The 18,417-nt window shown below is 38.0% G+C and carries 16 protein-coding genes and 2 pseudogenes; 3 read left to right on the plus strand and 15 right to left on the minus strand.

Annotated elements, in window-relative coordinates; translation table 11 throughout:
- Nucleotides 1-12: 12 nt before the first annotated feature.
- Complete coding sequence (locus ACY3XC_RS24360) at nucleotides 13-1,908, minus strand: heavy metal translocating P-type ATPase (RefSeq protein ID WP_464870892.1); 1,896 nt, start codon at nucleotides 1,906-1,908, stop codon at nucleotides 13-15.
- Nucleotides 1,909-1,952: 44 nt separating this feature from the next.
- The gene (locus ACY3XC_RS24365) at nucleotides 1,953-2,174 is read right to left on the minus strand and encodes a heavy-metal-associated domain-containing protein (RefSeq protein ID WP_464870893.1); all 222 of its coding nucleotides are present in this window, start codon (nucleotides 2,172-2,174) and stop codon (nucleotides 1,953-1,955) included.
- Between the two features lie 233 nt (nucleotides 2,175-2,407).
- Between ACY3XC_RS24365 and ACY3XC_RS24370 the strand changes: the two genes are divergently transcribed.
- Entirely contained in the window at nucleotides 2,408-3,202 is a 795-nt protein-coding gene (locus ACY3XC_RS24370) for a metal-dependent hydrolase (RefSeq protein ID WP_464870894.1), read from the plus strand.
- Nucleotides 3,203-3,305: 103 nt separating this feature from the next.
- Here ACY3XC_RS24370 and ACY3XC_RS24375 read toward each other — a convergent pair whose 3' ends face one another.
- From ACY3XC_RS24375 to ACY3XC_RS24395, 5 genes are all read right to left on the minus strand, one after another.
- Nucleotides 3,306-4,481: an amidohydrolase gene (locus tag ACY3XC_RS24375; RefSeq protein WP_464870895.1), complete on the minus strand. Its 1,176-nt coding sequence runs from the start codon at nucleotides 4,479-4,481 to the stop codon at nucleotides 3,306-3,308.
- Between the two features lie 3 nt (nucleotides 4,482-4,484).
- Nucleotides 4,485-5,738, minus strand: coding sequence for an allantoate amidohydrolase (locus ACY3XC_RS24380; RefSeq protein WP_464870896.1), 1,254 nt, complete (start codon nucleotides 5,736-5,738; stop codon nucleotides 4,485-4,487).
- Nucleotides 5,739-5,755: 17 nt separating this feature from the next.
- On the minus strand, nucleotides 5,756-6,958 hold the full coding sequence (locus ACY3XC_RS24385; RefSeq protein ID WP_464870897.1) for a hypothetical protein: 1,203 nt from the start codon (nucleotides 6,956-6,958) through the stop codon (nucleotides 5,756-5,758).
- 254 nt (nucleotides 6,959-7,212) lie between these two features.
- Entirely contained in the window at nucleotides 7,213-7,836 is a 624-nt protein-coding gene (locus ACY3XC_RS24390; RefSeq protein WP_464870898.1) for a histidine phosphatase family protein, read from the minus strand.
- A 130-nt stretch (nucleotides 7,837-7,966) separates the two neighbouring features.
- Nucleotides 7,967-9,133 carry a TraB/GumN family protein gene (locus ACY3XC_RS24395; protein WP_464870899.1) on the minus strand — a complete coding sequence of 389 codons (1,167 nt, stop codon included), beginning with the start codon at nucleotides 9,131-9,133 and terminating at the stop codon, nucleotides 7,967-7,969.
- 143 nt (nucleotides 9,134-9,276) lie between these two features.
- Between ACY3XC_RS24395 and ACY3XC_RS24400 the strand changes: the two genes are divergently transcribed.
- Nucleotides 9,277-10,185 (plus strand): AraC family transcriptional regulator, encoded by a 909-nt coding sequence (locus ACY3XC_RS24400; RefSeq protein ID WP_464870900.1) that lies wholly within the window; start codon nucleotides 9,277-9,279, stop codon nucleotides 10,183-10,185.
- 205 nt (nucleotides 10,186-10,390) lie between these two features.
- Here ACY3XC_RS24400 and ACY3XC_RS24405 read toward each other — a convergent pair.
- The 6 genes and pseudogenes from ACY3XC_RS24405 to ACY3XC_RS24430 form a co-directional block, all read right to left on the minus strand.
- A pseudogene (locus tag ACY3XC_RS24405) lies at nucleotides 10,391-10,510 on the minus strand (N-acetyltransferase); the annotation flags it as partial.
- 56 nt (nucleotides 10,511-10,566) lie between these two features.
- Nucleotides 10,567-11,010, minus strand: a complete 444-nt coding sequence (locus tag ACY3XC_RS24410; protein WP_179159507.1) for a cell wall hydrolase — start codon at nucleotides 11,008-11,010, stop codon at nucleotides 10,567-10,569.
- A gap of 103 nt (nucleotides 11,011-11,113) precedes the next feature.
- Nucleotides 11,114-12,346 (minus strand): MFS transporter, encoded by a 1,233-nt coding sequence (locus ACY3XC_RS24415; RefSeq protein WP_464870901.1) that lies wholly within the window; start codon nucleotides 12,344-12,346, stop codon nucleotides 11,114-11,116.
- An 81-nt stretch (nucleotides 12,347-12,427) separates the two neighbouring features.
- Nucleotides 12,428-13,144, minus strand: a complete 717-nt coding sequence (locus tag ACY3XC_RS24420) for a class II aldolase/adducin family protein (RefSeq protein ID WP_464870902.1) — start codon at nucleotides 13,142-13,144, stop codon at nucleotides 12,428-12,430.
- Between the two features lie 157 nt (nucleotides 13,145-13,301).
- A complete protein-coding gene (locus ACY3XC_RS24425; protein ID WP_464870903.1) occupies nucleotides 13,302-13,757 on the minus strand; it encodes a hypothetical protein in 456 nt (151 codons plus the stop codon).
- Between the two features lie 26 nt (nucleotides 13,758-13,783).
- Entirely contained in the window at nucleotides 13,784-14,788 is a 1,005-nt protein-coding gene (locus ACY3XC_RS24430; protein ID WP_464870904.1) for a DUF3231 family protein, read from the minus strand.
- A gap of 209 nt (nucleotides 14,789-14,997) precedes the next feature.
- Here ACY3XC_RS24430 and ACY3XC_RS24435 point away from each other — a divergent pair.
- Nucleotides 14,998-15,992, plus strand: a pseudogene (locus tag ACY3XC_RS24435) (DUF3231 family protein).
- Nucleotides 15,993-16,099: 107 nt separating this feature from the next.
- On the opposite strand, the gene mtnA reads toward ACY3XC_RS24435, so the two are convergent.
- Both mtnA and mtnK read right to left on the minus strand, forming a co-directional pair.
- Nucleotides 16,100-17,164: an S-methyl-5-thioribose-1-phosphate isomerase gene (gene mtnA, locus ACY3XC_RS24440; protein ID WP_464870905.1), complete on the minus strand. Its 1,065-nt coding sequence runs from the start codon at nucleotides 17,162-17,164 to the stop codon at nucleotides 16,100-16,102.
- A gap of 5 nt (nucleotides 17,165-17,169) precedes the next feature.
- Nucleotides 17,170-18,402 (minus strand): S-methyl-5-thioribose kinase, encoded by a 1,233-nt coding sequence (gene mtnK / locus ACY3XC_RS24445; RefSeq protein ID WP_464870906.1) that lies wholly within the window; start codon nucleotides 18,400-18,402, stop codon nucleotides 17,170-17,172.
- Nucleotides 18,403-18,417: the final 15 nt, after the last annotated feature.

Here is an 18,417-nt window from a genome sequence, read left to right on the forward strand (position 1 = left end):
AAACGAACGTTACTATGCAGCATTGACAGCATTGAGCTCTATAAAAACGCTCTTTTTATTATAATTAAATCTTAATAATCTCATGGCATTTAAAATAACCATTAATACACTAGCCTCATGAATGAACATACCGAATGCCAAATGAACGGATCCAAATAAAACGCCAACTAATAAAACAAATACAATCAGTATTGCGAGGAAAGTATTTTGTTTCATATTCCGCACCGTTGCTTTTGATAAGGCGTAGGCATGGGAAAATTGCATCAATTTATCAGCCATTAAAACTATGTCTGCCGTTTCCATTGATATATCCGTACCGCCTTTACCCATGGCTAATCCAATATCAGCTGTTGCAATAGCAGGTGCATCATTAATACCATCTCCAGCCATCGCAACAATATGACCCCTTTCTTTTAATTCCTTAACGTATTTGACTTTTTCCTCTGGCAATAGTTCCGCATGGTATTCATCAATACCTAACCTATTAGCTACTATCTCAGCAGAATGTTGATTGTCGCCAGTCAAAATAATCATTTTCTTTATACCGGTGTTTCTTAATTCAGTTAATGCCTGTACAGCGTCTTCACGGATTTGATCAGCAATCGAGATAATCCCGCAAATTTCTCCATCCACTGCAGCAAGAATAGCCGTATATCCTTCCTTTTCCTGAGCTAACGCATAATCTGATACTTCCTTGGTGATGGTAATTTTATCCGTTTTCATTAATTTACGATTTCCCACAGACAAGGTATGCCCTTCAACCATTGCCCGGATTCCAATTCCTTTAATCACTTCTCCATTTTCCACTGTTCCTATTATTAAACTTCTTGCCTTCGCTTCATTTACAATGGTTTGGCCTAAATGATGTTCTGAAATGGTTTCAGCCTGGGCAGCCAATCGGAGCAGGTCGTTCGTATCTATATTATTAAACACCTTTATATTTGTTACTTCAGGTTTTCCCTTTGTGAGAGTCCCCGTTTTATCAAAAACAATGGTATCTACTTTGGAAAGGCTGTCCATTACTTCTCCGCCTTTTATAAGCACACCTTTTTTCGCCCCATTTCCGATACCTGCGACACTTGAAACTGGGGCGCCAATAACCAAGGCACCAGGGCAGGCGATGACTAAGAATGTGATCGATAAATGCAAATCTCGGGTTATTACATATACCAAAACCGATAACAGTACTACTGCAGGTGTATAAATACTGGCAAACTTATCAAGAAATTTCTCCGTCTTCGATTTTGATTCTTGTGCTTCCTCTACGAGCTCAATAATTTTTGCGAAAGTGGTGTCATCCCCGACTTTTTCTGCAATCATTTCGATATATCCATTGTCTACAATGGTACCGCTAAAAACTTTATCTTCTATATTCTTTGCTGCTGGAATGGATTCACCGGTTACAGTCGCTTCATTCAAGTAGGCTTGTCCAGAAACAATTCTTCCATCAGCTGGAACCTTTCCGCCGGAACGAATAATAATACAATCTCCTGCGACAACTTCGTCAACTGAAATGGATATGTTATTACCTCCACGGTTAACCATTGCCTCTTGGGGTGCCATATCAATTAATTCTTTTAGAGATGACCGTGTTTTTTCTAATGTTCGAGCTTCCAAATAGTCACCAAATAAGAATAAGAAGGTAACCACACTCGATTCGGTATACTCCTGTAAATAAAGAGCCCCTATGACGGCAATACTCACCAATAAATCAATACTGAAGACCTTCATTCGCAGTGCTTGGCATGCTTTAATAAATATTGGAACACTAGCAAAAATGGTTGCGATTAATAGAAAAAGATTCTTTATGTCATCGTTGTTTAGTAGACCCGATATAAACCCCGTTACGATTAATAGAAATGAAAGTAAGGTAATATGGTTTTTATATTTGTTAATTGTATAATTCATTCTACCCCCTCCTATAGGTTCTTAAGATACTTCAATAATAAGGATTAGGAAATTTTAGAGGTCAAAACCTCGTAGCCTAATTTTTTGATCTTCTCCTCTATTTGACTCGCATTAACTAGAACTTCATTAAATTCTGTTTTTACCTTACTCGAATTGAATATCACTTTGGCAGAATCTATACCAGCTGTTTTAGTAAGTGTTGTTTCAATTTTTTTGATACAAGATGGACAAGTTAAAGTTTCTAATTGAAATAATGCTTTTGCCATTTTTTATTTCCTCCTAGGTTTTTATGTCTTCATTTTAATTCAGATGGTTAAGAAAAGACTTGACCTAAAACAAGCTTTCTTATTTTTCCCGTTATATAATTCATCCGTTCATTTAAAATAAAAGATTGTATTTATTTAATGTTTACCAAGCAGTTTAAAGTTGTGTTCTGATTCACTATCCTCGTAAATAGAATAGTTTAGGACTTCTATTTAATGGTTAAGGGGGATATTTTATGAAGATTCAACGTCTTGGACATGCGATGTACGTTTTGAAAAGTAGGGAAGGAAAGAATTATTTAATTGATCCTTTTTTCGATTTGAATCCTGGTTTTCCTGAAGAATTAAACACTGCCAGCTTCTATCAATCTATTGACTGTGTTTTTCTAACACATGGTCATTTTGATCATACGAGCGGATTATCTAAAATAGTAGAACACAAGCCGGAGATTATGATTGTCGCTCAATATGAGCTAGCCTTAATTCTTCTGCAACAAGGGATTAAAAATGTCCTTCCTATTAATTTTGGTGGTTCGGTGTCGTTTGATGATGTAACCGTAACAATGGTCCAGGCAAGACACTCTTCTTCTTATGGAGAAACAACCGGTACTCCGGTATATGCCGGGGAGTCTGCGGGATATATTTTTGACTTTAAGGATGATTATACTCTCTATCATTCAGGCGACACTGCCTTAATGGCAGACATGAAGCTGATTCAGGATGTTTATCAGCCTGAAATCGCCATCCTCACTTCATCCGGACACTTTACCATGGGACCGAAAGAAGCAGCATACGCGGTTAGGAATCTATTAAATGTTAAATATGTAATCCCAAGCCACACCTTCCCAACAAACGAAACAGCTGCATCCCCAGAATCATTAGCTCAATTATTGGCAGCTTTCCCTGTAGTTGAATTTATGATTGATAGAGACAACGAGTTAAAAGAACTTCTAAAGGATTATAAAAAGACAGAAGTAACTCCACTAGCCTATGGAGAAGAACGAGAATTTGTTAGAGAGAATAAACGGTGACAGGCACCGTCCGTGGACACTGTCCACCTCAGACGGACAGTCAAAATAAAAGGGATACCGCCAACGGCGGTATCCCTTTTATTTGTTAATAGTTCTCTTAATTTTACTGATTTAGATATGCCCAAGCATATTGCGCGTAAAGTTCGGCGCCCGTGGCGAGGGCGTCTTCGTCGATGTTGAATTTGCCATGGTGATGGGCCCATTCTGTGTCTTTTTCTGGATTTCCGCTGCCGACGAGGGCGAAGCTGCCTGGTGCACGGGTGAGATATTCACTGAAATCTTCTCCGCCCATTGTTGGTTTTTCGTTATAAACCACATCTTCCCCAAATGCTTCTGCAGCAACCGTTTGTACTAGTTTTGCACTGTATTCATCGTTTATTACTGCTTGTGTCCCACGGATGTATTCCACTTTAGCAGTTGCACCGTATAGTGCAGCAACCTGGTCTGCGTAATGCTGGAGCTGCGTTTCAATATGATCTCTCGTTTCAGGGTGGAAGCAGCGGACTGTTCCTTCGATTACAGCATTTTCTGCAATGACATTAAACCTTGTTCCGACAACCATTTTTCCAATTGTTAGAACAGCAGGATGCTGGGCATCAATCGTTCTAGAAACAACGGTTTGTACATTCATAACAAAGGATGAAGCTACAATAGCAGTATCAATACATGCATGAGGCATCGCACCATGCCCGCCTCTGCCTTTGAACGTCACTTTAAATAAATCTGCGGAGGCAAAAGATGGTCCTGGTGTGCAGGATACTTTATGTGTCGGCATCTGTGACCAAATGTGGATGCCAAAAACGTTGTCTACTCCCTCCATTGCTCCCTGTTCTACCAATGCTTTCGCTCCTTCTGCTACTTCTTCAGCCGGCTGGAACAATAAACGTACATTACCTGGTAATTCTTCTTTTATTTCATTTAACGCTTTTGCTGCAATCATTAGCATTGCTGTGTGTGAGTCGTGTCCACATGCATGCATTTTTCCATCTACTTTTGAAGCATACGGCAGATCCTTGTTCAGTTCCTCAACTTGCAAGGCATCCATATCACCTCTTAACGCAACCGTTTTTCCCGGTCTTCCCCCTTGAATTTCTGCAATAACACCAGTTGGCTCAGTCTTTCTGTATGAGATTCCTAAATCATCAAGATACTCACAGACAAATTGAGTAGTCTTGAACTCCTCCCAGGATACCTCTGGCTCACTATGAAGCTTCCGACGTAATTGTGTTAGTTCTTCACTATATGTTTGAATCGCTTCTTTAATTTTCGTATGAATCATTACTCATTTCGCCTCCGTTAACTTTTTGGCTGCCTCATATAGAATATGGACTGCATTTGCTAGATGGCGTGAATCGGACCATTCCTCCGGACAATGACTTAGACCATCCTTACTCGGAATAAAAAGCATGCCTACATTTGTAAAATCGGAAAAGACCATCGCATCATGACCTGCTCCGCTGTTAATCGAACACTTAGGTATATCAAGTTCACTGCTCTTTTTCTTTAGCAAAGAGACAATATCCTTGTTCATCTGTTTTGGTTGAATATATAAAAGCTGCTCCACACTTACCTCAATACCCTTATCACAATACAAATCTGCCAGGGTTTTTACATTTTGAATCACATTCAATACGTGTTCTTCCTTACCAGAGCGAATGTCCACAGTAAAAACTACCTCGTCTGGAATAACATTCGCCCCATTTGGAAAGACATTTAATCGGCCGGTTGTAACAACCGTACCTTCTCCCTCCGAATCTGCAAGTTCTGGGAACTGTGTAATCATCTTGGCAGAGGTAACTAACGCATCCGCTCTCCGGTCCATCGGTGTAGTACCCGCATGCCCAGCTTTCCCTTTTACCGTTACTTCCAATTGCGTTAAACCAACAATCGCTTCGACCACACCAATTGGAATACCTTTTTCCTCAAGTATAGGACCTTGTTCAATATGCAATTCTAAGTATGCTTTCATGGTCTTGGGGTCTCTTTTTTTCGGAAGATCAGGATCAAGCCCAATTTTCCTCATCGCCTCAACTGCGTATATGCCATCTTTATCTTTTAAACAATTAAAATCTTCCTCATTTAGTAAGCCTACAATTCCACGCGACCCCATCAATCCTCCGCCAAATCTTGAACCTTCTTCTTCCACAAGGGCAATGATCTCTAACGGATATTTTGGTGTTAATTGATTCTCAGCAAAAAGAGCTGCTACTTCAAGTCCCGCTACCACTCCCGCTGGACCATCATAGGAGCCGCCATTTGGAACGGAATCAAAATGGGAACCAATCAGAACACTTGGAGCATCCTTTAATGTTCCCTCAAGCTTTCCAAAAATATTACCAAACCCATCTTCACGAATACTTAGACCGTATTCCTTCATTTTTGCTTTTATATATTGGCGTGCCTGCAAATCCTCAGGACTATAGGTAAGGCGGGTAGTACCTTTACCCGGTGTTGCGGTAAAGGTACTCAATGTGTCTATATGGCTTTCTACTCTGTTCTGTACAAGTTCAAGATTAATATCAACTCTCGTTTCCATTTACTACAATTCCTTTCTTACAAGAATCCTACAAAGATACCTGCTAGTACGACTGACACCATGGTTACCGTTATGAAGCCTCCAACTAACATAGGAGGGAGCATATAGCTAGTCAGTATTTCTCTTTCCTTTTCATCTTCTGTTAAGGATTTAATAACCTCGTTTGTGATAATGTAATCGGCTGGAAATCCATATAATGCAGTCAGTGAAACAGCGAATGCCATATCTTTACTAACTTTTAGAATCTTCCCTACTATGAAGGAGAAGATGTACATCCCGATTACCCCTAATACGATAGTGCCGATAAGTGGGTAAATAATCTCAAGCATCATGCTTGGTGTTGCTTGTTTTAATCCGTCAAAAATAAAGAGCATGAGTGCTACAAGGGCAAATCCAAAACCATTTGCTTTTTGTAAAACCTGCTTTTCTAGGAATCCAACACTTGTTGCGATTACCCCGAACAATAAGCAAAGAACAAACGGGCTGACCGTAACAACAGGTGCTAAAAGAGTTGAAGTTAGATAGGCAAGGTATGCAACCAATGATAATCTTAAAAACTTAAAGAAGTCTGTATTATATTTCTCTGGCAAATTTTTAAAAAGCTTTAACTCAGGCTTGATTGCTGCTGTTGCCGCGACTTCCGCTGCAGCCTCACCCTGTGCTTCTGCTGCAAGCTGTCCACTGCGATATTGTTTCAGAAGTCTCTTTCCTTCCTTTTTCAAAACGATGGAAGTGATCGGGTATCCAGCAAAACCTTGCATAACATAAATAACGATAGCAAAAACAGATAAAGTAGCAAGACCCGCTTCCTTCGCTGCCTCTGACATAATCAAGGCCGATACGACACCGCCAACCAAAGGAGGAATAGCGACGACAATTGTCTCAAAACCAAATATGAATGTTCCAACTCCAAATAGAACAGCGATAATTCCTAAAATACCTGATAGAGCAATTACGATCGTTTTCCACTGATTTTTCAATTCCTGAAGTGATAATAAAGTTCCCATATTCGTAATTAATAAATACATCATCATTACCGCTACAACTGGCGGTACACCTGCTAGTGCAACGATGTCCTGCGGGAAGAAAGTCCAATATCCTAAAAGGAACAGTACCGCACAAACGAATATAGAAGGCACCCATGCCTTGGTACGTACTGCAACTAAATCTCCGATAAATAAAATGGCCATTAAAATGACTAAAGCTAACATCTGCGACATATGAGTTCCTTCTTTCTTGGATGAATTTGTAATCCCTTGTCTTACGAAAGATTAAAGTTGATACTAGAATAATAATATAATTATATTTTTCAGTCAATTTAAATAATTGGAAATTTTAAAGTAACCGTTTTCATGCTGTTTGTTACCTTAAAAAATAAACATTTTACTATTCTAGAAAATAGTTGAATTATTCTACAGTAATTATCAAACAAAAGGACGCCCCCAACCGAATGATCGAGGGCGTCCTTTTGGAATTAGTTGACGATTGGAACAAAAATTTTCTCGTACTGATAATCTAAATCTACTTCATTTATTCTAATAATCGAGGCATTTTCTACTGGTTTAAAATTTTTTAAGTTCTCAATAGGCCAATTCATCAAAAAAGTTAGAAGCATATGAATAAAGGCGGCATGTGAGACAATGACAACATTTTCATACCGTTGCTGCTGCTTCACCCGCTCTACCACCGTATTCATGAACATCGTTGCTCGCAAGTACACATCGGCTAATGATTCCCCGTTCTGAAAGCGAAAGTAAAATTGACCTGCCGCTTTGAATTCTTTCTTCTTTTCAGGAGTGCGATCGGTAAAATCATATAGATTGCCAAGCTCCCACTCTCTTATTAATGGATTTTCGAAAAACGGAACACTTTCTGGCAGTGCAGAGTGAATCGCTTGAGCCGTTTGTAATGTACGTAAATAAGGAGAACTGTACAAAACCGTCTTTGGCGTGACGATAGTTTTGAAAAATTCAGCCGTTACCTGTGCTTGTTTATGCCCGAGCTCCGTTAAACTATGCTGTGAATCATGAGTATGTGCCATCACTGTTTTATCCACATTATGTTCTGCTTCACCATGTCGGATGAGATAAATATTCAACCATTCCCAGCCCCTTCTACTAGTCTATTACCTCTATTTTACTTCAGCCTGGCACACTATTACCTAGTAAACGTTCGACAACCTTCTACATATGCAAAAAAAGGCACCTTCCAATAGGAAGGTACCAATTTTATAAATTATTGAAAAACGTACGGATTACGTCGGCTCCCCCTATAAAGGTTCCAAATGAACCGCCAATGTTGGTTAGGATAATCACCAGCAGGACCCTTGTAAATTTATTACGCCAAAAGCCTTTAAGCGAAAAAACATCTTCCGATAATGTTTCAAAGTCTGCGACACTTGGGCGTTTGATGTAGGCTTGTACAATCCCCGAAACCCAGCCTGCGGCAAGTAAGGGATGTAAGGTAGTAATAGGCGCTGCTAAAAAGGCTGCTAAAATAGCCAGTGGATGTCCGAATGCAACCGTTGCACCGATTGCAGCCGTGATTCCCGTCCAAAGTATCCAGCTAATCGCTTGATCCATACCTGCTGATGGATTGAGAAAAAAGGTAAACGCCATAATTGCAACAATTAACACCGGGATTGCCCAGCCGATAATTTGCGGCGTTTTTGATTTTGGCTTTGTTTTGGTGAGAGCCTGTAAATCCTGGTCATTGTGAATTTCTTTTGTGATTCCTGGAACATGTGCCGCCCCTAGAACTGCCACCACTTTTTTCCCAGGTGCTTCTTTTATTTTTTGAGCTAAGTATTGATCTCGTTCATCAATTAAAGGTTTCTTTAATCTTGGAAATGCCTCTGAGATTTCAGCAAGCGAAGCATTCAATGTATCTTGAGTCTTCATTTTCTCAAGCTCTTCTTCAGAAATGGTTTCTTTATTGAAAATACTATAGATAATTGACGTGAGCAGCTGGGCTTTTCCCCAGACACCAACATTCCCCCAAATACGAGAGAAGGTAATTTGGATATTACGGTCGGCTAAAACAAGCTCAGCCCCTATTTCCTTTGCCGATTCAATCCCTTGAATCATTTCCTGACCCGGTTTAGTATCAAATTGCTTGGCTAAGCGGTTTTGAAAAGATGAAATGGCGAGATTCATGATTAATAATGTAGCCTTTTTTTCTTTTATTACCTTGAAGATATCCATTTCTCTCCATTTGTTGCCGTCCATAATTGACTTGTAGCGTTGGTCATCCAATTCGATGCAAACAGAATCAGGCTGCTCTCGGTCAATGACCTCTTTTACCTGCTCAACGCTCAATTTGGAAACATGCGCCGTCCCAATTAATATAATTTCTTTTCCATCCAAATCAATTCTGGTTATATTTTCTTCCGTCATAATCTACTTCCTTTGTAAAAATATACTTATACAAATGTCTATATCTTTATAATGACGGACAGCCAGCAGAATTTCAACAGAAAGAATACTGACACACAAATTCAAATATAAATTATAATTTATTTGATTTGGTAAATATCGAGGTGATCCTTATTCAACAGTTACTTTTGCTGCAGCGGGTAATCGATTATATTGAAGAACATATTAAGGACGAAATAGACCCAGAAAACTTAGCAAAAATGGCGGGATATTCCCCATACCATTTTTATCGAGTTTTTCAGAAGCAAACAGGTTATACACTGATGGACTATGTAGTAAAAAGAAAGCTTCAATACGCATTACACGAATTAGTAAATGGGAAAAAAATTATCCAAATTGCGTTGGAATACGGATTTGAAACCCATGCTGGTTTTACTAAATCCTTTAAAAAATGCTTTGGAAGCCCTCCTAGTCTATATAAGATTCATTGTCCCAAATCACTACCGCAAAAATTAGATTTGAACAGCATTCATCAAAAGAACACGGGCGGCATCGTAATGCAGCCTATGATTGTGAATAGGCCGTCCTTCATGGTTGCTGGTAAAACATTCTCGATAAATATGGGAAATGTATCTTATACAAGGGATGCACCTGCGATTTGGGAGCAAGAAGGGCTGGCAGACGGTTCTATCGAAAGATTTCTATATCAAACACTATCCCCCAAAAAACATGGGGAGTACTGTATAAATTTAAGTCCTTCAGCCATAGAAGATAAGTTTATCTATTTATTTGCTGTAGATTTGAACAAAGATACTTCAATTCCAGATGGGCTGACATCATTACAAATACCAGCAGCTACTTACGCTGTGTTCAGAACTCCGTTGGTTGAGGTTGAGATGTTTGCTTCAGCGATCAAAGGAACATGGAATTATATAGTAGAGGAATGGTTTCCACAATCTTCTTATGAAATGGATGAAGAGGCATATGACTTTGAATACTATGATGAGCATTGTCATTACTGGGATTACGCCAAAGTCTATATGGAGATTCACATTCCAATCAAAGAAAGTTAATACTTTAACGGGTTCCGTTTCCTATCGCAAAACGTGAATTTATAACTAAAAATGTAAAGCAAAATGCATATCATTTCACACCGCTTTTTGCGGTGCTTTTGTTTTGCAAAAAAAATAGCCCAATCCATATGAACTAAGCTATTCATCCGTATTTATTTCGTAGCTTTTTGAACTAAACTTCCCCATAGTTGAAAAACAGATAGTATTAAATTTCTTTTTCCATCAAAACATTTGTAGTCTGATAACCTAATTTATCATATAATCCTCTTGCTGCTTTGTTATGACCAAAAACGTGCAGACCTATTTTTTCCATTCCCAGTTTCTGTCCATTTTCTACTATGAATTACCACATCCAAGTACCTTTTATTATTGCTATTCTTTTTAACCCATATAAACACTATCACATGTTCCAGCTATTGGTTCATAAAAACAATGTTCTTTAAATTGACCAGATTGAGGTTGATCGTACCATGTAGGAGGACACCCTGGCGCCGTTGGATTAAAATACCAAAGAGCATATTTCGCTGGATGATCTCTCCAACTATCAATATTTTGTTGTGCTAATCTTCTTTCAGAAGTTCTTGATCTTTGATAAAATACATTCCCTTTTTGCACTGCTTCAAAAGAATAGTTTCCTCCTTGCACTTGAAATATTACATCATGAATATTGTTTACATCTTTGAAATCTAAGCATTGTGCTACAACACGATTTATTATTACATTTCCAACATATAACATTCCTTGCTTTCCTTCGCCTTCTGCTTCTGCTCTCATCATTCTTGCCATTTCATCTACATCAGTACTTCTAGCTCTTACTCTAGGCATTTCATCACCTCCCAAATTAATGTATGAAAAAAAGCCTACAATAATGTAGACTTTTTTAAATGTAATTTCCTTTCATTATACAGGCAAGTTTACCATTAAGTATTTACCCTCTAGTTTTTCTCATGATGTGGTTATATAAGAAAAGAACAGGCAATAAAATAATCGCACTAACCATAATCGCTATTTTAATAGTAAAGATTGAAGCAATCACACCAATTACGGGACCACCTCCAATTTGCCCAATCGCATCAACCTGCCCTTTGACTGAAAAAAAGGTAGCCCGTGTGGATGAATCCGGGATGATTTTATTCAGCCAAACCGTTTCCAATGGATACATAATGCTCCTTGAAATTTGGATGATGATAAAGAAGATTAACAAACCAACAGCGAATGTGGTAAATGCAAAACCAATTAATGAACTGATAATTAGAATACTCCCTATAAAAAGAGCCACGTAAATCTGGTTAAGATGCTGGTGGATGGAACTATTATCAATATAATGGAGCGCAGCAAACGTCAAAAGGACAACAATGAATTGAACACCGCCCATCAGCAAAACTAACTGACTGTCCGATAAATTTGAAAATCCTGATTGCTCAATAATGTGAGGAATCCACAGGCGGTCAAAGCCCTCACTGTAAAAGCCAAAAAACAACGCAATCAGAAAAAGTATTCTCATGAGATAATTTACTCTAGAATAATAAAATATTTGACTCATATTTTCCCTGATATTCTTCCAGACCCTTACTCTCTCACCCTTTTCAGCTGGTTTAAACTTCTCTTCTTTCATAAAGAAAACTAAAAGGATGGATAGCACTACCAGCCCAATGCCGCCTAAAACAATCGGTAAATTGAGTACATAATACCCTGCCAGTATACTTAATGGAATGGCAAGGACTTTTCCAAGATTACCTGCCTTAGCACCTTTAACAAATGCTGAAGAAGCCCGTTCTTCCCCAATCTCATCTGCAATCCAGGCTTGATGAGAACCACTCGTAAAGGTATAGCCAATCCCCCAAATGACTTGGGATAGAATCACAGCTGTAAAAATCGGAAACATCCCTTCAATAATAAAACCTATCCCAATTAAGAAAAAGCCGATAATGACAGAGAGCTTTCTGCTTTTTAAATCGGAGAGGATTCCTGTTGGGATTTCAAAAATGAAAACGGTCGCCTCCAAAACAGTCCCCACTAAAACTAACTGCAATGGATCAAGTTGAACCATTTCTACTTGATATAACAAGTTAACGGTAAATACAAAGGTAAAAAACAATTGTGAAAAGAAACTGGTATAAATATAAACCTGATACGGATCATTTTTCTTTAATATGTTCATCCTCTTTCCCCCTCACCATAATCATAAAGCAAGGGGTCACTCATTTCTTTTCCTAATTTGCGATTATCTGCACATATTGAGCTACTCTTCTTCAGCCTTCCTATCTACTTCACTTATCGGTACGCCGCCTGCTTTTATCCCTATTGATTCCCGAATCTTGATTAAATCAGTAATTTGGGATTGATTTAATTCATTCGCCTTTTTCAAAATATTGTTGGAGTACATAAGGATAGTAGCGTAATGTTCGAGTGATTCCATTCGAAAATAAGCCTCCATCAGGTCTCTTCCCCATGTAAGGGCTCCATGATTAGCCAAAAGAACAGCATTATGTGTCTTACAATAAGGGGCAATGGAATCTGGTACTTCTTGGGTTCCTGGCAGAGCATAAGGGGCCACTGGTACATTACCTAACAGGACAATTGCCTCTGGCAACACTGGTTTATCTAAACTAATTCCAGCTATTGCAAATGAGGTAGCAACCGGAGGATGGGCATGAACAACTGCATTTACTTCTGAGTTTTCATTGTAGACCCTTAAGTGCATCTTCACCTCGGATGAAGGTTTCAATTTTCCCGATAGGACTTTCCCTGTTAGGTCCATTTTCACCATCATGTCTGGTGTCATATAGCCTTTACTAACTCCAGTAGATGTTGTCCAAATTTCATTAGGACCCACCTTCACTGAGATATTCCCGTCATTCGCTGCTACATAATTTCTGTTATATACTCTTCTGCCAATTTCGCAGATCATTTCCTTTGCTTCCTGATCAGAATAGTACGTTTGCTTATCCTTCTTCATACAATAGAGCTCCTTTATTATTAACCTACTACCAATATTCTTATTTTATGGGTGATTAGTCAATTTGTTATTTAAATTTTAAAAAAGTGTTAACAGTAGTACAGGTTTGTTATATTCAGCAAAAAAACCATCCACTTACTATTGAAGTGATGGTTTGTTAAAATATTTTATTTAAGATTTTACCAACAAATAATCCTATTATTATTCCAGGTAAAACAAACAACATTGGGAGCCAAACAGGACCCCATAACACTCCAAATATCTTTAAGTTTGAAGAAAAAATCAATCCAACAGTTACAAAAAATGCGGCAAACACATAAGGAATAAAAGAATAAGGGGCTATCCCTCCGCCTGCATCTTTCACAGCATCCCACATAGAGAAAAAGTACAAACAAGGATAAAACATTAACCATTGATAATCAGCATGTTTTATTGCATTGGCAATTTCCCCGAGAAAACTCATTAGTATAATCTGATTGAAATTAGCTTGTACATTAATCAGAAATTCAAGTATCAATAAAACGGTGCCTTTAAAATATTTTCCGTTTAAAAACTGCCCAAACCCAGGAAGGGCGATGCTCCACATTAGTTTTTCAAATGTACTCTTATTCACTTAAATATACCCTAGTCATTGTTTTGCTACACTTTTTTTGCAATTTCTTTTCTATTAGGAGCAAGTGGTGGTTGTTCTAACCATTTATTTTGTACCATAATATTAAACCACTTCTTTGTTACCATTAGATTTTTTAGAATGATGCTTTCATAGGTCGTTACAAGATCTGTTCGCATGGCGGATGCTAACCCTGCCCCGTGATAGTTTTGTGCAGCTTGGAATAAGAAACCAATATGATATAGCATTAACTTATCGGAAAAAGGAGAATCCGTAGAAGTTGTCACTTCTGTTTCCCAGGACTTAGGAACTGGTAAATTATCCGTTTGCATAATTTTTGAAAAGGCTTTTATTTGTCCATCAGCTGTATCCTGGGAAAGCTCTAAAAATTTTCTTACTTCTTTTGATTGAGCAACTTGACTGAATGCTATAGAAAGAGTTTTTGCCATAATACTCTTTTTAAGGTTGAAAGAAATACTTATGATCTCTGTTGCAGCTAATTTTCTACCCTTTCCGAAAAATCCATCTGTAAAATCTTTGCTAGAAATAAATTCAGGATTCTTGTCAGGGTAAAATAAAGGGTCTCTCTGAAAACTTCCTTTCTCAAGCAATAAATCAATTGTTTGATGATACATCCTTTTCCCATCATTATCACAAGAGTCGTAAAAATACCGTAAGTCTTCTCTAACAGAAACAGCCAACGAAGTAGAGTGACCTAGCAAACCATGTAATGTCATGATATGTAAATAATTCAGGCAAAATATATCCGTGAACAATCTCGGTTTACCTTTAAAGAGGTCAGATTCAGTAAATCCAATTGGAACTGAAAATTTCTCGTTCTCCAAAAATACAACGATTTGTTTCTTTTGCTTTTCGAAAGTTTTGAGAGCATCCTCAAAAATGGATTTTATTGACTCATCCTCAATTATTGAAAACATATATCTATTTACAATATCAACCGCTGTTCCGTTTACATACTCTGCCCACAAAGTTCCTATTTCTGAAGATGTGAGTTTTAATTTATCCTTTTCCATCCTGTCACCTCTTGGATATTATTTACCAATTAACCGAGAGATATGAATTACTTATTGGAATACACTAAAAAAAGGCAAGCACAACTATGCATAATTAGAAGAGAAGCTACTTGTTCATTTAAAGGGTGCAATTAAAGTAAGAAAATTTTTAGGATAGTGTATCAATAGTAGAGCAAAATAAAGAAGAAAAAATATAGGAGGAATTCAGTATGCCTGAGAAACCTGCGATAACTTCATCCGAACTTGGAGTTCTATGGCTTACATACCAAGAGAAAACGATGATTTTGCGAATACTAGAATACTTTATTGAAAAAGCTGACGACGAAAAAGCCAAAAAAATCATGACTGATGTATACAATGAAATCGACATTTATGTTGGCAAAATAACAAACATTTTCAAAAGTGAAGGGGCTGTAATCCCAGTGGGGTTTACTTCTGAAGATGTTAACAAAGATGTGCCTAAGTTATATGATAATGGTTTTGACATCATGTTTGTACGGTTACTAAAAGAAATTAGTATGGGATGCATACGCTAAATATAAACATGGTATATCGTGAAGATATTGTCATGTTATTTAAAGAACTTACCGCCATCACCCAAGCATATTACAATTCTTGTACACAATATTTGATTGAAAAAGGGATGCTGGCTAGGTCTCCGTATGTTTCTATGCCCAACTCGGTTGAGTTTGTTAAAGAAACAAACTATTTAGCTGGAATGAATCCATTTACTAAACTTGGTAACAAGCGAACCTTAAATACGATAGAGGTTGGTTATATTTTTCATGGTATTGAATCAAATGTGACTGGGTTACAAATGATTACTGGGTTTGCTCAATGTGCCAATAAATCAGAAGTGAAAAATTTTTTTACAAAAGGAGCAGAACTCGCAAAAAGTATTATTAAAGAGATGAGTGAAACATTTTTAGAAGATGGTATCCAAATTCCGTCTCCCTCAGGTGGAAATGCAACGCGTTCAACAGTTCCTCCGTTTTCCGATAAGCTCATGATGTATTGTACTAGTATGTTTTGTAGTTTCTCTATGGGAGGTAATGCCGTAGGAACGGCTTTTAGTTTACGGAACGATTTGGCAGCAAAAAATGCTGCTTTTACGAAAGATATTTTTGAATATGCCCATGAAGGTGCAAAGATTATGATTAAGAACGGATGGATGGAAGAACCGCCTCAGATGGTAGAACGATGAGCACTTGAAAAACACAGTGAGTTGTTTGTTGTTTTAAAGATTCATTTAGAGGTCTTATCAAAATAAAAAGGTACACCACTAATCTTAGTGATGTACCTTTTTATCGTTTATTTTTTAAACATTTTTGGAAGGCTTTCTGTATATGGTGCATAAGCAATTCCATTTTCTGTAACGATCCCCGTGATTAATGAATGATCGGTTACATCAAAGGCAGGATTATAGGTTTGTACACCCTCAGGCGCCATCGATTGCTCATACCATTTAGAAGTAATTTCCTCAGCAGGGCGCAATTCAATGTGAATGTCATCTCCTGTTTGACATTCTAAATCAACCGTGGAAAGCGGTGCACAGACATAAAATGGAATATTGTAGTGTTTTGCGAGAATTGCCACACCAGAAGTTCCAATTTTATTCGCAGCATCCCCATTCGCAGCGACACGGTCACAGCCAACTAAGATTGCCTGAATTTTGCCTTCTTTCATAACTATGGAAGCCATGTTATCACAAATTAACGTGACATCTACTCCAGCCTGCTGCAGCTCCCACGCCGTTAATCGTGCTCCTTGAAGCAACGGCCTCGTTTCATCTGCATAAACTTTGAAGTCATAGCCTTTTTCCTGTCCTAAATAAATCGGAGCTAATGCTGTACCGTATTTGGCTGTTGCGATGGTTCCCGCATTACAATGAGTGAGTAATCCCCAGCCAGGCTCCAGCAGCGAAAGTGCATGTTCCCCAATCGCTTCACAGATTTTTTCATCCTCCGCACGAATCGCCTCAGATTCCTCTTTAAGCGCTGCCTTCACTTCTGCTGCACTTTTCCCTGCTTCCTGCTTAAATCGAGCCTCCATCCGATTTAATGCCCAGAATAGATTAACAGCTGTTGGCCGTGAAGTCGCCAAGTAATCCTTCACCTTCTTGAAGTCTTCAAAAAGAGCTTCATAGGTTTCTGCTGTTGATTTCTTTGTCCCTAAATAAGCACCATATGCCGCTGCGATCCCTATCGCTGGTGCTCCACGAACCTTTAATTGATAAATCGCATCCCATATATCTTCCATTTCCTTTAATTCTAGGAAATTCGTTTCGTTTGGTAACACGGTTTGATCTAATAATACTAATGTATCATTCTCATCATCTAGTCGTACGGATTGTATCACAGTAACTGGATTTTGCACCGCTCTTATGCCCCTTTCACAGATGTAAGTTCGGCAGATTGAAGTACACGAATAAAATCTGCACCTGTTTTAATCGACTCTCGATTCAGAATAAATGTTTTTCCAACGGTTAGACAAATGGTCTCTGCCAGCACTCTAGCTTCAGTGTCCTCAATGGAGGTGATATCCTTCACCTTTGCAAGCCCAATAATTCTTCGCAGTAGTTCGAGTCCCGCAACAGCTGCAGTATCTCTTAAAATAGTATCTAGATAATATTCCTTAAATCCATCATAGCCTGCCACTCGTTCTGTAGCATTTTCGCCCCAAGCTTTGTTGAATTTAACTGTAAATAAATTTACAACATCTTTAATGGTTGTGACAAGATAATTTAAATAGTCATCTCTTGTTTCTTCATCTTCAATCGTAAACTTGCCATTTGCATAGGCAAAAATGAGATTAGCAATCACATTTCCGATATCATATCCAGCTGGTCCATAAAAAGCAAATTCAGGGTCAATTACTTTGGTAGAATCTTCTTTTATAAAAATAGATCCCGTGTGAAGGTCGCCATGAAGTAATGACTGTGCATTTGTCAGAAACTCAAATTTTAATTTAGCACTTTCTAGTACTAATTTTTTATCATTCCAGATATTTTCTCTTACAAATTCCTTCGATCCTTCAAACAACTCATTTCGAGAGCAATCATAAAAAGGCTCTGTATAAACCAAATCTTCCGTTATTTCACAAAGCTCTGGGTTAATGAATTGCTTAACCAGCTCTTTCTTTTCTTTATGTCCCACCACTACATCAGATGTTAATAATAAGGTATTTACTAGAAAAGTAGAAATATGGTCAGCAAATAGCGGGAACTTCTTATGTTTTAATAGAGCAGTTCTCATAATCTCGTGATCAGATAAATCATCCATAACTGTGCAGTTCATAATCGGATCATAGTTGTATACTTTTGGTACAAAACCAGGTGCTAGTTTGTATTGGAGTCCCAGAATCTCACTTTCAATCCGGTTCCGATCCGGAGAAAGTTTGAATTCGTCAGAAATACGTGCAACTGGTCCTGCTTGCTTAATAATGATAGACTGATTGTTTTTTACATCTTCTATTTTAAAAACATAATTTAAGTTACCGTCACCAATTTCTTTACAAGTCAATTCTGCTTCTTCTGGAAAAAGGTTAATTGCTTTTGCATATTCAATCGCGTCTTGTTCCGTCATGGTGAAATATTCAACTGTGAAATCCTTCATTACGAACCCCTCCAA

This window comes from Bacillus sp. CZDM1, assembly GCF_055502545.1.

What these genes read in the sequence shown, in the direction of transcription:
- ACY3XC_RS24360 (WP_464870892.1), bottom strand. Translation starts at nt 1,908, where the DNA reads ATGAATTATACAATTAACAAATATAAAAACCATATTACCTTACTTTCA.
- ACY3XC_RS24380 (WP_464870896.1), bottom strand. Translation starts at nt 5,738, where the DNA reads ATGGAAACGAGAGTTGATATTAATCTTGAACTTGTACAGAACAGAGTA.
- mtnK (WP_464870906.1), bottom strand. Translation starts at nt 18,402, where the DNA reads ATGAAGGATTTCACAGTTGAATATTTCACCATGACGGAACAAGACGCG.
- ACY3XC_RS24430 (WP_464870904.1), bottom strand. Translation starts at nt 14,788, where the DNA reads ATGGAAAAGGATAAATTAAAACTCACATCTTCAGAAATAGGAACTTTG.
- ACY3XC_RS24365 (WP_464870893.1), bottom strand. Translation starts at nt 2,174, where the DNA reads ATGGCAAAAGCATTATTTCAATTAGAAACTTTAACTTGTCCATCTTGT.
- ACY3XC_RS24385 (WP_464870897.1), bottom strand. Translation starts at nt 6,958, where the DNA reads ATGTCGCAGATGTTAGCTTTAGTCATTTTAATGGCCATTTTATTTATC.
- ACY3XC_RS24420 (WP_464870902.1), bottom strand. Translation starts at nt 13,144, where the DNA reads ATGAAGAAGGATAAGCAAACGTACTATTCTGATCAGGAAGCAAAGGAA.
- ACY3XC_RS24375 (WP_464870895.1), bottom strand. Translation starts at nt 4,481, where the DNA reads ATGATTCATACGAAAATTAAAGAAGCGATTCAAACATATAGTGAAGAA.
- ACY3XC_RS24415 (WP_464870901.1), bottom strand. Translation starts at nt 12,346, where the DNA reads ATGAACATATTAAAGAAAAATGATCCGTATCAGGTTTATATTTATACC.
- ACY3XC_RS24370 (WP_464870894.1), top strand. Translation starts at nt 2,408, where the DNA reads ATGAAGATTCAACGTCTTGGACATGCGATGTACGTTTTGAAAAGTAGG.
- ACY3XC_RS24410 (WP_179159507.1), bottom strand. Translation starts at nt 11,010, where the DNA reads ATGCCTAGAGTAAGAGCTAGAAGTACTGATGTAGATGAAATGGCAAGA.
- ACY3XC_RS24395 (WP_464870899.1), bottom strand. Translation starts at nt 9,133, where the DNA reads ATGACGGAAGAAAATATAACCAGAATTGATTTGGATGGAAAAGAAATT.